Annotated in this window: 11 protein-coding genes; 9 read left to right on the top strand and 2 right to left on the bottom strand. The window is 43.7% G+C overall.

Annotated elements, in window-relative coordinates; all coding sequences use genetic code 11:
• Window positions 1-25: 25 nt before the first annotated feature.
• From EP13_RS15245 to EP13_RS15205, 9 genes are all read left to right on the top strand, one after another.
• Window positions 26-1,942 (top strand): RHS repeat domain-containing protein, encoded by a 1,917-nt coding sequence (locus tag EP13_RS15245; protein WP_044058032.1) that lies wholly within the window; start codon window positions 26-28, stop codon window positions 1,940-1,942.
• Window positions 1,943-1,966: 24 nt separating this feature from the next.
• Entirely contained in the window at window positions 1,967-2,404 is a 438-nt protein-coding gene (locus EP13_RS15240) for a hypothetical protein (protein ID WP_044058031.1), read from the top strand.
• Between the two features lie 356 nt (window positions 2,405-2,760).
• Window positions 2,761-3,981 carry a serine/threonine transporter SstT gene (sstT, locus tag EP13_RS15235; RefSeq protein WP_044058030.1) on the top strand — a complete coding sequence of 407 codons (1,221 nt, stop codon included), beginning with the start codon at window positions 2,761-2,763 and terminating at the stop codon, window positions 3,979-3,981.
• A 140-nt stretch (window positions 3,982-4,121) separates the two neighbouring features.
• Entirely contained in the window at window positions 4,122-5,450 is a 1,329-nt protein-coding gene (locus EP13_RS15230; protein WP_044058029.1) for a methyl-accepting chemotaxis protein, read from the top strand.
• Between the two features lie 274 nt (window positions 5,451-5,724).
• The gene (locus EP13_RS15225; protein WP_044058028.1) at window positions 5,725-6,522 is read left to right on the top strand and encodes an RNA polymerase sigma factor; all 798 of its coding nucleotides are present in this window, start codon (window positions 5,725-5,727) and stop codon (window positions 6,520-6,522) included.
• A gap of 7 nt (window positions 6,523-6,529) precedes the next feature.
• Complete coding sequence (locus tag EP13_RS15220; RefSeq protein WP_044058027.1) at window positions 6,530-7,153, top strand: hypothetical protein; 624 nt, start codon at window positions 6,530-6,532, stop codon at window positions 7,151-7,153.
• 11 nt (window positions 7,154-7,164) lie between these two features.
• Window positions 7,165-8,499, top strand: coding sequence for a peroxidase family protein (locus tag EP13_RS15215; RefSeq protein WP_156026764.1), 1,335 nt, complete (start codon window positions 7,165-7,167; stop codon window positions 8,497-8,499).
• Between the two features lie 11 nt (window positions 8,500-8,510).
• Window positions 8,511-9,020, top strand: coding sequence for a hypothetical protein (locus tag EP13_RS15210; protein ID WP_044058025.1), 510 nt, complete (start codon window positions 8,511-8,513; stop codon window positions 9,018-9,020).
• Window positions 9,021-9,034: 14 nt separating this feature from the next.
• Entirely contained in the window at window positions 9,035-12,097 is a 3,063-nt protein-coding gene (locus tag EP13_RS15205; protein WP_044058024.1) for a CHAT domain-containing protein, read from the top strand.
• Between the two features lie 71 nt (window positions 12,098-12,168).
• On the opposite strand, the gene EP13_RS15200 is transcribed toward EP13_RS15205, so the two are convergent.
• Window positions 12,169-12,408: a hypothetical protein gene (locus EP13_RS15200; RefSeq protein WP_231401251.1), complete on the bottom strand. Its 240-nt coding sequence runs from the start codon at window positions 12,406-12,408 to the stop codon at window positions 12,169-12,171.
• Window positions 12,409-12,579: 171 nt separating this feature from the next.
• Window positions 12,580-15,708, bottom strand: coding sequence for a TonB-dependent receptor (locus EP13_RS15195; protein WP_044058023.1), 3,129 nt, complete (start codon window positions 15,706-15,708; stop codon window positions 12,580-12,582).
• Window positions 15,709-15,819 lie beyond the last annotated feature (111 nt).

The raw sequence follows: 15,819 nt of genomic DNA, 5'->3' as shown, positions 1-15,819 counted from the left end.
CAGGCATAATAGTGGGATTTTAGATATGCCTGTCTTGGTTAGTGCGTCAGAAACTAGCTGTGATAATAGTGTTGAAACTGCTGAAAAAACGACATTCACTTACGACAACTTGGGAAACATACGCAAAGTATCATACGGAGATGGCACTGACGACAAGGTTTATACTTACGATAAAAACAGTAACCTAACATCGTTAGAATATGGTGATGTGATTCAAAACTACACCTACAACGACTTAAATTTGGTTGAAAGCGAAAGGTTGAGAATTGATGGTTTCGATTGGACAATATCTTACTTATACGACAACCATGGAAATCGAAAAAATGTGGTGTATCCAGGTGGCGGAAGCTTATGGTATCAACCTAACCCATTGGGGCAGCCGCAGCGCGTGGGGGTATTCGCAACAAGCATCTCTTTCCATCCGAATGGATTATATAAATCGGTTACGTTGAAAAATGGGTGTGTCAACACTCAGACGCTTTATACGTCAGGGTACCCCAATATTCAAAGAAGTCTTTGCGGCACTAGGAATATTGTTTACAACCAATATTCCTATGACGGAAATGGGAATATTACGTTTTGGGACGATAAACAATCAAACACCTATGACCTGCGTTTAACATATGATGGCCTTGATAGGCTAGACAATATTCGCAACGGCAATAATTCACTTATAGGCGACCTAAATTACGATAGCCTTGGCAATATAGAAAAGTTCGATTCAATAGCGGGAACGATTAACTACACGTACGATGCGAACGAACGTTTATATTCTACATCTGGAATGAGAGCCTATACATTTACTTATGATGATAGAGGAAATGTAGAAGACAACGGCTTTGATAGTTTTACGTATAACTTGGCTAATGAAATGCGAAGTGCGAGTGGTAATAGCTACGTGTACGATGGTCATGGCAAAAGGGTTAAGGCGGTGGATAGTGAAGGCACACGTTATTCAATGTATTCGCTTTCAGGTCAATTGCTCTATGAAAGGATAAATGGGGCTTACAGACAAAACTACTATTTGGGAAGCCAATTAATTGCCCATCAGGGGGCAGGCGAACAAACGTTTATCCACCCAGACATTTTAGGTACAACGGCTGGGAAGACAAACAGCGACGGTGGCCTTATCAAGCGATTGCGCTATGCCCCTTTCGGACTAGAGTGGGGGAAGACGAATGCCAGTTCAGGTGAAGATGAAATAGGTTACACCGGCCATAAGCATGACAAAAGTATTGGGCTTACTTATATGCAGGCACGATACTATGATCCAGTTATAGGGCGTTTCTACTCCAATGATCCCATTGGATTCCGTGATGTGCATAGCTTTAATCGATATGCTTATGCGAATAATAATCCGTTTAAGTATGTTGATCCGACTGGGATGGCGTCGAGAACGGCTACTGGGCAGGAATTTGAGAGGAAAAGGTGTAAGCAAACAGGTAATTGTAGTGGAAATTCTGAACAAGATAAGAGGCGAGAAAAAGGAAGAAAATTAACCGAAAAATTTGTAGATAGCTATGATACAGGTGATCCCAACTATCACCAATATGAAATAGGCCCATCATTTGGCTGCTTAATTTCGAGCAGTTGTACTGTAAGTGCAGTTGCGGGAATTGTTGATTCTGAAGGCGTACCTTTCAAGATTTTACCTCCCGGCAATGGAGAAACTTCGTTGCTTGGAATTAATCCGATTAATCATTTTGCTATTGGTAATTTTTCGGTGAATGTTACTCTTAGTGGACATTGGTTCCATCCGGGGGTGGTTGTCCATGCTACTTTTGAGTCACAAGGAGCTGTTTGGTTTTATTCTAGAGGAGTTGGTACTGGGAAAGATCAATTTTGGAATATGGCTATTGGTTATGGTGCTTTTGGTAAAATGCATTCTGACGTATCGAATCGAATCAATACCGAAATTTTATTTAATCCCCCTCGTTTATAAGTATAGCTATTACTAGGAAAAATTATGAGTAGAAAAATCGTATTGGTCACTTTCCTTGTGTTAATTGTAGCAGGAGGAATTGCCGCTAAGATTAATGATGCAAGAAAGATTACAAAAATCAAATCCGACTATTGTGTATTTATAAAATTGGATATAGCGCATACAAATGGTTTAAAGGAAGACCTTAGGGAGTTTTCAGCTCGCAATAATATATCGATTGATAATAGTAACCCAGCATCAATCGTATATAGTAATAAAATAGACAGTAGTGTCTTTACTCTATTTGTTAGGTTTGGCGAATGGGGAAGCTTACTATCTCACTACAGTATTGAGAGTGATGGTCAAAGTTTAGTTATGTTAAAGAGTTTTGTAGAAGATGAGTTGTCTTCGAAATTCAATGTAACAAGTTGTCACGAAGTAAAAGGTTTCAAGGTTGCTGAGTATATATATGAAACAAACTAAGGATGTGTGTTTGACCTTTCTTCTATAGGAACAGTCATTTTAATTTGAATCCAAAGCCTCGCCCTCGCGGGGCTTTTATTCGTTATGTACAATAGATGCTAGGTCATGAATACCTAAACACCACACAACGATATACTTTTGTAACCATTACTACTAAACGAGACAGGCACTAAATAACCATGCCTGTCTCGTATTGCATAGATTCATGTGAAATTAAATAACCATGCCTGTCTCGTTTAGAAAACGTCATACCCTGTTTTACCGCATTTTACGGGGTGTTGAAGATAAACCAGTTCAAATCTGTGCCGCTTTGCATTAAGGTGCAGCGCTAAAATTTTATAGCAGAAGTACGTTGTATGTCTTTACCTAAAAAACCAAGCTTGTTGCGCATGTATATGAACGGCAATATTGTTTTACAAATTGTCGTGGGCATAGTGCTGGGTGCGGTTTTAGCCTTTATTTCTCCTGAACTCGCCTCCAAAGCAAGTGTCGTTGGTACGCTGTTTGTTAAAGCTTTGAAAGCCATAGCACCTCTTTTAGTGTTTGTGTTGGTGATGGCTTCTATTGCCAATCACAAAAAGTCGCAGCAAACCTATATTAAACCTGTACTTTTTCTGTATATGGCTGGAACACTTATAGCCTCGGTGACGGCCGTGGTTTTCAGTTTTATGTTTCCCAGCACGCTAAATCTACTGACTTCAAATGTTAAACAAGTGGCACCCGAAGGCATAAGTGAGGTGCTCACCACTTTGGTTTTTAACATGGTGGACAACCCAGTGAATGCGTTAGTACAAGGCAACTATATTGGTATTTTAACCTGGGCTGCAGCCATAGGGTTTGGTCTCGGCAAGGGATCTGAAACCACCAAGAATGTGTTGCTAAACTTAGCAGATAGCGTGACGTCAGTGGTCAATATAATCATTCGTTTAGCGCCGTTTGGAATATTCGGATTAGTGGCAAATACCCTCGCGAGCACTGGTGTTGAGGCGCTTGTAGACTATTCTCATTTACTACTGGTTCTCATCAGTGCCATGCTGTTTATTGCATTAGTTACCAACCCCTTACTCGTATTTATTGCTACACGTAGTAATCCTTATCCCCTCGTTTTCACCTGTTTAAAAGAAAGTGGGATCACTGCATTTTTTACCCGTAGTTCTGCGGCCAATATTCCTGTCAATATGGCGTTGTGTGAACGGCTAAAATTGAATGAAGACACTTATTCAGTTTCTATTCCGTTGGGTGCAACGATAAATATGGGCGGGGCGGCGATTACCATAACCGTACTGACGCTAGCCGCAGTTAATACCCTAAACATTCCGGTCGACTTTGTTACAGCGGTGGTGCTTAGTCTAGTGGCTGCGGTATCGGCATGCGGAAGCTCTGGTGTGGCGGGCGGGTCGCTACTTCTGATTCCTCTTGCTTGTAGTTTGTTTAATATTCCTAACGACATCGCCATGCAAGTGGTGGCAACAGGGTTTATTCTTGGGGTTATTCAAGACTCGGCAGAAACAGCATTAAACAGCTCAACGGATGTCCTATTTACCGCCGCAGCGTGCAAAAGCCCAAGCATAGATTAAATTTTGGGGTAATTTTTGTGGATTTCTTGCGAGGTGAGAATTTTAAACCTAACGTAGTATTGTGCGTTGCCGATAAGCTTAATTACATTAGTGTGTCTCGCACCTAACAATGTTTAACTCACTTCGTCAAGGAAGGCCATATGTTCAATAAACACCTTGTAAAAGAAAACGCTGAGCTACGTGAAGAAGTTCATATGCTTAAACAAATCCGTGAGGGTTTGCGTGAAGAAATGATATTTGCCCACCTCGATGCTCATGCAAATATACAAGATGTAAACCACTTGTTTGAACAAGAATTGGGCTATTCACTGGCGCAAATTAAAGGGCGGAATTTTTTCGAGTTTGTTCCTGAAATTGCGAAAGAGACACTTCACTATAGAAAGCTAAAACAGTGTATTGATGAAAAAGCGCATTATTTTGGTGCCATTGAGTTTTTACGCAATAACGGTGAAGAGGCTTGGCTACGCGGTGTGGTGCAGCCTGTATTTGACGTTAACGGCAAAATCGTCAAGTATTCCGTCAACCTCAATGATCTTACTCGTACCATCTCTAAATCGAAAGAACATGAAGATTTAGTGGCGGCGCTTCATAAATCAAATGCGGTCATAGAATTTGACCTTCACGGCCATATTCAAAATGCCAATGATGCCTTTTTGCAAACCGTTAAATACAGCTTGGAACAAATTAAGGGCCAGCACCACCGTATTTTTTGTGAGCAAGAGTATGCTAATTCTGATGAATATAAGCGATTTTGGGATCGTTTGGCCCGTGGCGAGTTTGTGGCAGGGCGTTTTGAACGCTTAGACGCACACGGGAATAAAGTTTGGCTGGGAGCCACTTATAACCCCATATGCGATTCGCACGGCAGAATGTATAAAGTGGTTAAGTTGGCAACGAATATCACCGAACAGGTAGAGCAAGAAAGGGCGGTTTCAAACGCCGCAGAAATTGCTTACCGTTCTTCAAACAGTACCGATCAAATTGCGTCCCGTGGTAAAGAAGTGATTGAAGAGCTTCTTGGAGAGATGTCTTCGTTGTCGGAACAAATGGACAAAGCCAAAGAGGGTATTCATGCCCTTGACGATCAATCTCAGCAAATCGCAACCATTATTGGCAGCATTAGCGCAATTGCCGAGCAAACAAATTTGCTAGCACTGAATGCCGCGATAGAAGCCGCTAGAGCCGGCGACCAAGGCCGTGGCTTCGCCGTGGTGGCCGATGAAGTACGCCAGCTGGCCTCGCGCACCACAGACGCTACGGAAGAAATTATCAACGTAGTTAAACATAACCAATCTCTGGCGTCAGATGCAGTAGAGCTGGTTAATGTAGGCGATGAAAAAGCCCAAGGTGGCTTAAAGTATGCTGAAGAAGCAGGGCAAGTGATTGCACAAATTCAAGACGGTGCAAAAGAAGTGGTTAACGCCGTAGAGCAGTTCACGCATCGTTTAAGTTCTAGTGAAGATGCGTAGTCAGCCTTATTGAAAACAGCGCCACCCTCGTATGGCGCTGCTTATTTTTATTCAGTGTTGTAGTTTTACTTTCCTCAAGCCTCGCTATTCCGCGTTTTCTTCCTTTGAATTAAAACCCAGCATTTTCATACCCTCCATACGCTAACAAAGTCACCCGTTTACCCGCAATTGTACAAGGGTAATCTTGGTTGTTTGAAAAATACCCAATTGCTTCAAGGCATTCGATACGCTAACGTTAAGTGTCGATTAAAAAACATTCAAAATAAGGTCGAAAATGTTTTCAAAAGCGCAAGGGGAAACACTGGTTTCACCCGATGTATTGCTTGAGCGAATTCGCAATGGAGACAAGCAAGCTGAAGAAGCCTTAGTGAGCCAATATTGGCGTGGGTTACACTATATTGTTAACCGCCAAACCAGTGATGCAGAATTGGCTGCTGATATTGCGCAAGATGCGTTTGTGGTTGTCATCACTAAAGCCAGAAAGGGGGAAATTGAAAATGCTGCCGCCATTGCCAGTTTCATTCGAAATGTGGCAGGAAACTTACTTATTGCGAACTATCGTAAAGAAGCTCGCAGAAAAACCGACAGTAACGATCAGGTAGATCACCTGTTCGAACACCTTCAACCTGAACATGCTGAAAAGCTTTGCCAAGAGAAGCTTGTCGCAGTTGTGGCCCAAGTATTAGATGAACTGCCTACCAAGCGCGATCGCGATTTGCTTTATCGTTTCTTTGTATATGGGCAAGCTAAAACAGTGATATGCGAAGAGTTGCAACTCACTGACGCCCATTTTGACCGTGTACTTTATCGGGCAAGAAATCGATTGAAGCAAATATTACAAATGCGGTTTGGGATAGACAGCAGTAAATTCAGCCTTGGGCTGTTTCTTTCAATTGTGCTGTCTTTTACTGTCTTCGATGTCACTTCTCCAACCGTTTTTTTTCACCAACAGGTGAGAGATATACGTTCTACGCAACACTTAGTGAGTATGTCAGAGATACAAAGGCCTAGATCTAAATGGGCAAATAAACGGTGGGAACCACCCACTTCTTCTTCCGGGGTTGATGGTTAGATCCAGTATGAACAAGAAATATATTGAAGAAAATGCTATTGCGCAAAAATACGCGTCTGGGCAGTTAACGCCACAAGAAACAGAAGCGTTTGAATTGTATTTGTTAGAAAACCCTCAATTTGTTGAGCAACTTGAACTAGACGCTGTATTAGCAAAAGGCATGAAGTTGCTTGATGAATCACCGAAGAGCGAACCTCGCTACCGCGCATTTTGGTGGTTTATTACAGGGCTGCTTAGTGGCGGTGCTGGGGTATTTGCGCTTTCTTTGTTAGTCATGCCTTTATTCACCGCGGTGAACGAGGTTGGTGATACCTCACAAATAGCTTACTTAGAAACAGTCAGGGGCGAGACATCAAACAATATGGTGGTGATAGAAAATGAGCATAAAACGCTTATTTTAGTTTTGGATACGGGGAAAACTTCTCAAACCGCATTTTCTGCCAGCCTGGCCAGTGACGGCAATCATATTATTAAGTCGTGGCAACGCAGCCAGTCAGATAGCGATGGACAAGCCGTATTACTTGTTGATACCGAATTGCTGCAAGAGGGGCATTATGAGGTGGCGGTAGAAGCCCTTGGCGAACAAGTGACACGGCTAACTTACGAACTCAATGTAGCGAGATCACCCTAGGATAAAAAGCAATGGAATGCATTAATATTAACCGGTTGTTCCCACTGTGCAGTGAAGAGCCATTGCTCTCAAACGCCCAAATAGCCACATTGTCGCGGCTGCTCACTCATCAAGGAACGAGGCTGCGAGGTATGGCATCCGCTACCTCCTCCATTCCAGCAGGATATACTTACCTCGGGCAATTTATATCTCACGATATCGTGCCCAAAACCAACCCTCGTGCTCGAGGGCGAACTGTGTCACCGGCCCTTAATTTAGACAGTGTGTATGGCAATTTAAGTAGCGACGAGCTTGCACGCTATTTTGATGATGAAGGGTGTTTTAAACATAATGGACAGCCGTTTGACGTGATCAGGACACACAATAAAGCATTAATTCCTGAAGCGCGAAATGACGAGAATAGCATTATAGTGCAGCTTCATCGGCAACTTCAGTTGCTGCATAATCGCATCGTTAAGCGCCTAACGAATGTGACAGATTCCGTGGCCAAAATTGTTTTGGCGAAAGACATTGTTACCACGCTTTTTCATATTGTGGTGGTGAATGACTTTTTACGCCGCCTCTTAGATGAGCGGGTATACAACGCGTATTTTAAAAAAACACGGCAGTATATTCTAGCGCTGAATGCTCCCTTGTCATCGGTTCCCATAGAGTTTTCACTTGCTGCATTTAGGTTTGGTCATAGCCTAGTAAGAAATAACTATACCTTTTCAAAGGATCCAACTGTTAATTTCACCATGGATCGTATTCTTAGGAGGTCCACCTCCGCGGGGCTGCAAGAAAACGAGCAAATTGATTGGTCATTATTTTTCATTGAAACGTCTCAAAAGGCCAATTCCATAGATATGTCCATTGATGTGGGGCTAGGTGATATTCCTGATGAGGGAAACATCGTGTTGATTAATTTAAACGCGGCAAACACCCTGAAACTCGCATCCGGGGACGCCACGCTTTCCTATATAAAACAATATTTTCCTCAGTTAGCGCTAGATGTTGACTTATTTAGACAGGCACCATTAGAGATAGGTGAAGAAGCGGAATTATACCGTGCATACCAAGTGTTATTAGCAAACTTCTCCCAGAGAAGGCTACCTTTATGGCTTCATGTTTTACATGAATCTCGCCATTCTTCTAATCCGTTCAACGCACTTGGAAAGCTAGGAAGTATTATCAATGCAGAAGTAGTAAGAAGCTCAATTTTGCATTGTTATGCGAATAGATCGTTAAAAGAAAACCAGTCGATGATGGCGTTTCTACAAGACGCGCCACCCCTTCAACGTTTTCTTGAGCAAACCCGTGAATCTATTCCCCACACTATGTTAGAGCTAATACACTTTCTTAAATAAGGATTATGACTATGTCTGATTACAACTGGCCGGAAGAGGTCGCTTACGTGAATGCAGTAGATTTCTCTGCTGATCAACGACTCGCCGAATACCACCCACGTGCGGTAACCGCGAACGGTAAATCTGCATACCGACAAAAAATACAACTACTCGGTAACGATAAGCTTAAAATTTTTGTTGATTCAAATGAGCTCGGCGGGAAAAGTTGGGCCGATATGGCCATTGAAGTTTTTGATATCGCAGAGTTTTCGCCTACCTCTACCTTCCCCGACACCATGGAATGCGAAGAAATTTCCCTCAGTGATTTAAGGCATGCCACTCCAGCGGGTTTTAGCGCCGTAAAAATGTATGTCACCCTAGTTTCAAGGGACGCGCCAGACCCCTTAGATTTTAGTCAAACCTACAACCTCTTTTTAACTACGTTACTGTGGAAAATTGACCCAGTACCAGAAAATGCGGGGGATAATAAAGGTTTGAGTGCACCTTCTTTCGCCAAGACTTCCTATACCTGGAGAGGCTAGTAAGGGTGAGTCGAGTGTACATACCCTTAAAGGCAATAGCGGCGATAACCATCCTGTTTATCGCCGTATTTTCTTGCCCTAGGCTTGTGGCTGAAGAGTATGATATTACGCTGCCGGAGAGTGCGGCTTTCGGGGGGCAATTTGTTCGCATTTCCTATACGGGTGAGGCTATTGAGTTTATTGTTCATCATTCAACGGAACCAAGCATTCGCTTATCAGCCCCCTTTCTACTTTCACAAATTGAATACCTATACTTGCCCGCTTCTTCAACGCCCTATTCGCTAGTAGCAAAGTCTCAATATCCATTACTGTTTCGAGCAAGCGATGTGGGGGTTGAAGTCGTGGATGAAACACGGCTTTTAAAGGCCGATATCAACCAAGTTACCCAATGGCAAGAAGAAAACTGGGTAGAAGATGCGGCTAAATTTCATCAACAGCCAAGCTGTGTGGTAAAAAAGAAAATGCTGAATGACCTTCTTGAACAAAATAGGCTTGAGGAAATTCTTGCACCTAGTGAACAACCGCAAGTCAGTGCTTTCTCAGACCAATGTGGTATCTACCCTGTGTTTGCCGCAGAAGCTTACTTCCGGCTGATGAACTTTGAAGAGGCGAGCCGTGGGTTTAAACACACGCAATCGCAAAGCGGGATGTCATCAGCCCCGCCTTATGACGTGGCGTATGTCAATTTAATGCGAGGGTTCAGTGACATTCTCCGAGGTGACGAACGTGCAGACATGCACACCATTTATGAAGGATGGGAATTTCTTCAATATGCCAAATCCCTGATTGAAGCGCATCAGTTAAACGAATTATTGCCAGAATTACATAATGCCCGCGCTACCTATTTTCGGGTTACTGGCGATTTGGTGGCCGCCGCTGACGAATTAGACACCGCCATTGCAGTTAGTCGCGCCTTTGAAAAGTACAATCACGTTGCTAGCTATTTAAACAACCTGGCTGTTTTACATCGCGCATTGGGTAATTTGGCTGCTGCCCAGCGCACCTACAGCCAGTCGATACAACTGGCTCGCATGAGTAACGACGCCTTAGCGTTAACCATTCAGCACGACAACTTGGCGAGTACTTATATAGAGCTTGGCGACTTACCCGCTGCTGCGCGTTATTTTTCCTACTCGGTAGATATTAACAAACAAATGGGAAGAGGTGCCTACACCGCAGAGGCCTTACTAGGCTTGGCAGATATTGCCTTAGCGCAAGGTAATGCAGGGTTAGCTGACACTTACTTAAACCAAGCCCAGCCTATTATCACGCCTACGTCGTTTCGTGAGAGCAGCCAATATCATACTTTACGCTCAGCCTTTTACGCTGAAACAAAGCAACCGAATAAAGCAAAACAAGCGGCAGCGCTAGCATTTGAACAAGTGGCTGCACTCAGTGATACACGGCATAAAATGAATGTGCTATTTACGTTGGCCAGAAGCGCCATTGCGATACAAGAAGTGGAAATGGCAGAGGTGTATTTGCAAAGTGCATTGGCGTATATCAAACCTAAACATCCGCATCTTATTGAATATTACGAACTGAAAAACGCCCTTTTCTTACAGCATGCTAAGCCGCTAACTGAGTCACAAAAAGCCACAGTAGAAAACAATTTTACCGCTGCACTTAGCCTGGTAAATGAGGTTGAAAATACCTTAAGTATTTATCGTTTAGGGCCCACCTTTAAAAATAAAGTACGCTTATTGATTGATAGTTATGTTGAATATCTCTTGGCGAATAACAGCAATACCAGCGCGCAAAAAGTATTGGAAGTCATGGACAATTATCAAAGTAGCATGCTTCGTAAAAGTAGACAGTTTTATTCTCAATACGGTCAAGACATTGCACTAGAAGAAAACAATACAACCGCCGAAATGGAAGTTAATCTTTTAAGTGTTGGTGAGTCGAATTTGGCGGCCCAGGCACAAATTGATATCAGCCTAGAAAAACGGGATGCGTTGAGAGCTCATGGTCGTCAAGTGAGCCTCGATGTTGACCGCACCCACGCTTATCAATTTGAACGGCTAATAGATAAACTACAGCAGCATGAGGCCTTGGTAAGGTTAATAGATTTACCTAAACACACCCATCTTATTGTTGGTACAAAACAAGGGTGGCGGCGGTTTTCTATTGGCAAGACTATGAGAGATAAATTACACCAGCAAGAAGGAGTAGTGACGTGGATAAAGGCAGATGAATTACTTCCTTTAGAGTATTTTAAGTCGCAGTCTATTTCCAAGCTGATACTGGTTAGCGATCATCTCACGCATACCATCGCGTTTTCCGCGCTGCCGATGCCAGATAATGCCACGCATGTTATCGACCATTTTGAAGTGGTACGCGCTTTTTCTGTTTTAGATTATTTCAATCCGGATCCCTCTAGCGCAACGCAAGGGTCACATATCGCGGTGTTTGCTAATCCAAGATTTAATTCGCCTGCTAGCGGAATTTCAAATAAAGCTACCCTTACTTGGCGAAAGGCCATGCCACCTTTGGTCTTCTCGGAACGGGAGGCAAGCAGTATTCAACAACACTTTTCTCATGCTTCGGTCGTCACAGCTTTGGGCGCACAAGCAAACAGCGATGTCTTGATGTCTGATGAATTTGGCCATGCCAAGTTACTGCATATCGCCACTCATGGTTTTTATGACCCTGAGTATCCCGGTATCGTTGGCCTAGTAACATCTGATGCGGCAACACGCCGATATTTACCCGGTTTTGTTTCTTTAACCCAGTTACTGAGTCGGCCATTTTCTGCAGATTTAGTGGTATTAAGTGGATGTGACACGTTGCGGGGGGAAATATGGCTTAGCGAAGGACAAAATAGTTTATCGAGAGGTATGCTAGCGCAAGGCGCGGGGTCGGTATTGGGCACCTTGTGGAAGGTGCCAGACAGAGCCACCGCCACCTTTATGGAACATTTTTATGCTAGCTTGGCTACCACTCACAACGCGTCACGGGCGTTACAAATTGCAAAGCAAAAAATGAAGCGAAACCCGCGTTTTCGTTCGCCACGGTATTGGGGCGCCTTCGTGCTAACTGTGGCTCACCAAAAGGCAGAAACCATTCAGTTTTAATAGGCTTCTTTTTACGCTGAGTGTTCGTACCTTTCAGCACGACACACTGCAAAGCACAACAAAAGCGCAGGTTAATGTACCAATGAATCTTGGTTGATGTTCGGTGCAGGCGCGGCCTTATTTTGACTGTCGCCTAGCTCACTGGCCTCTTCAACCAATGCTGTCATTGCGTTGATAATATCAAGAAAGTTGGACAGTTGGTCTTGAGATAAGTCGTTAGACAGGGTTTCTATTTTGCTGATAAGTTGCTTAGTGGGTAAGCGCATAGTGTCAAATTCTCGTTGTTCAGTGCATATAAAAAGCACAATCATTTAGTTCTTATAGATGAACTTTCAAATAGCTTGCCAACTTTTTTTGACGGTGAGTTGTGTGAACATGGCAGCAGTAAAACCTTACCTGTCGCTTTGGGTTAAGCGTATAAAATAAAAAAGGCCAGCGGATATTGCGCTGGCCAGGTATTACCAATCAGTGGTGGTTAATACTTAGAAAGTGTACTTCACGCCCACTTTGATTCTCCAAGTAGATTGCTCTTCATCAAAGGTGTCGTAGTTACTGGTATCCGTACCGCCATAGGCTTCTGAATATACGTATTGCCCAAATTCGTTAATGTCGTAATCGAACAAGATTTGCTGAGGGTAGTTCATTTCGTATACCTTGCCCCAATCGTCATTGAGTAAATTAGCGAAGTTATCAATGTTGAGATAAATGCGCCCTTTATGACCTTCAACAAAGCCTGGTATTTCTTGTGAAATGGCTAAATCTACGGTGGTAATCCAAGGTTGAGTCGATGAGTATTTGTCTACATACCCGCCTGCAGAACCTGCCACGCCAGCGGCTTCAGCAATGGCCATAATTTCGTCGTAACTCAGGCCATTTTCAAAATCAACAGCTGAGTCGTTTGCACCTGACGGAATATAAGGAAGGTAAATATCGGAATCGTCAAACGCAGACTGGTCGCCTAAGTCATCATCTTGATAAGAGCCAAGAACCCAAGAGAATGGCTGTCCTGAACGGCGTTCAAAGAACAAATTGAAGTTCGTGTTATAGCCCTCAAAGAATTGGTGAGTATAACCAAGGTTCACAACTAGTCGGTGTTTAATTTCGTAGTACGCCGTGCCAACTAATGGGTCGTTACGGTTAACGGTAACTTCATACTGATAGTTTGACTCTGCTGTAGAGCTAGTGCCTGGGTTAACCTCAGTGATGTCTTGGTGGGTATATGACGCGTTTAGGCTTAGTCCGTTATCCCACTGTTTCGCCAATGCACTAGTAAATAAAATGCTACGCCCACCGTCGTCTGAGTTAGTTAGCTGGATATCATAGTTATCTTCATACTCAGTGCCATCGTATACGTTATCCCAAATGATACGACCATCAACCGTGCTGTTGCCATTATCGATTCGAGATAAGTCTTCCCAGTAGGCGGCATTTTGTCTGTCAACATAGGTTAGCTCATTGGTCCACGCAAAGTTATCGCCCAAGGTAGGAATGTCAAAGGTGTAGTCGGCCGCAATTTGATAGCGCCAATCAGATGGAAGCTCGAAATCAGGGTCGATAGAGCTTGTGCTACCCGCGCCTTGAACCAGTGCACTTTGCGCTTCAGTTGGCACAGTGGTGAAATCTACCGAATCGGCGTCTAAACTGGAGAAGGTTACTGAGTCGTTGGTAACCCCGTCATTGGTGTAGGCATTAGATATCCACACTAGGGGCATGCCGCCATAGAAGCGGCCAACACCACCTCGTAAGGTTAAGTCATCGTTAACTTCCCAATTGAAGCTAACCCTAGGAAGTAAAATATCAAAACCGTCCAGGTTCTCTGTGTTGGTGAACCCATAGGTATTGTTAAAGTTGTCGTTAAGTTGCGGTGAGTCTTCTACAGTAAGGTACTCGTAACGCAAACCTGCGGTAACCATAAAATCAGGGAATAACTCGTACGTGGCATCGCCGTAAAAGGAGTAAACCGTGCTTTCTACATCGTAGGCAAGATCTTCAACATCGTTGGTATAGGCATTTGCATATTCAAAATAAGAAATTTCTTGGTTAGCGAAGTCTTCGGTATCGTCAAAATACCACGTACCCAAAGAATCACGCCCGTAAAGGTTGTAGTTCCATGTGTTTTCAATTTCGGTACCAAATTTATACTCGATGTCGCCCGCAAGGTAGGTTGCATGAACGGCAAAGTTCCATACCTCGTTTTCTAAAACGTTGGCGTGACGATTTTCATCTACGCCTGCCACCACAGTATAACCGCTGTCAGTGCCCGTTGCCGTGTCGACATTAATTTCACCCCAATCTGAGGCAGTAAGCGAAGCCTGTTCAAACTCTTTATAAGACAGGCTGACTTCTGTCTGCAAATTATCTGACCAGTCTGAATAAACGTGGGTGGTGTAGTAGGTATTTTTCTGCGCAAGCGTCCATGTATTCGAGGTTAAGCGAATGGTGTCAGAATCGTCATTATAATTTTGCGCAGAAGTATTTTCCTGATAGCTATAGGTAAAATCTGCGCGGTGGTTGTTGTTGATGTTCCAATCTAGCTTGATAAGGTACTTTTCATCTTCGTCGGCCTCAGGTGCGCCAGCGATAGAATCTTCTAGGCCGTAGGTGTCACTCAGCGCCGAGATCACGTCTTGCGCTGCGGCAACTAAATCTGCTGAGTAAGAATCTTCATTAAAGCCAGTATCAATTTCTTCTTCCCATTTTTCGTATGAACCAAAGAAGAAAAGCTTATCTTGAATGAGCGGGCCGCCTAATGTAAAGCCATAAGAAGACTCTTCGTTGTCTACGTCATACTCTGTGTCGTAGAGCTTGGTGTCTTTTGCCGTACCAGAAAAGGGTACTTCTTCATAAAAAACAGTGCCATGGAAGTCGTTAGTCCCCGATTTAGTCACCACGTTAACGTTACCGCCACCAAACTTACCGGCACGGGCGCTAAACGGCGTAAATTCTACGGAAACTTGGCTTATTGCATCTAACGAAACAGGAGGGCGGGAAGTAGGGTAACCATTGCTTTGTAGCCCAAACGTATCATTCACGCCTACGCCATCAACGGTAAAGGTATTGTACTTGGGGTTAGAGCCAGCAATGCTTAACTCTTCGCCATCGGCACTCACCACGGCCAAAGGGTTAGAACGGACAATATCTTTAATATCACGGTTGAAGGTTGGCATGTTCTCGATAGCCGATTCTCCAAACACGGAGTTTGAACCATTATTGGAGAAAAAGTCACGGCTACCTGTCACCGTTACGCGTTCGATATCTGACGCAGATTCAAGCGCTGCATCTAGTTCGAAGGTGTCATTTAGCTCAAGGTATACATCCTCAATAATACGACTTTGGAACTTTTCTGACTCAACCACAATCATATAAGGGCCACCCACACGCAACCCGCGTGCTGAGAATACACCATTTTCGTTAACGGTGGCCTCTTTCACCGTACCTGAAGGCTGATGAATAATAGTGATAGAGCTGCCTGCAGCAGGGTTACCTTGAGGGCCTACTACGGTACCGCGCATGGCTGATGATTGACCGGTGGCTGCAACCGCTGTGGTTGCCACGCCAATAGACAAAGCTACAGCTATCGCAATGCGACTGAACTGAGTTTTCTTGTTCATGTGTTTCTCTTTATAAATAAAGGTTGATTTTTGTACATAGCAGGGTACGAATACCTGCTAAATACGCCGTATTATTGTTGCCTGAGGTAGCGCAATTGTTGGCTATTTTTA

It is taken from the genome of Alteromonas australica (assembly GCF_000730385.1).
GTDB classification, from domain to species: Bacteria; Pseudomonadota; Gammaproteobacteria; order Enterobacterales; family Alteromonadaceae; genus Alteromonas; species Alteromonas australica.
Note: the sequence above shows the minus strand (reverse complement) of the source record. Positions and strands in the feature narration are given on the sequence as shown.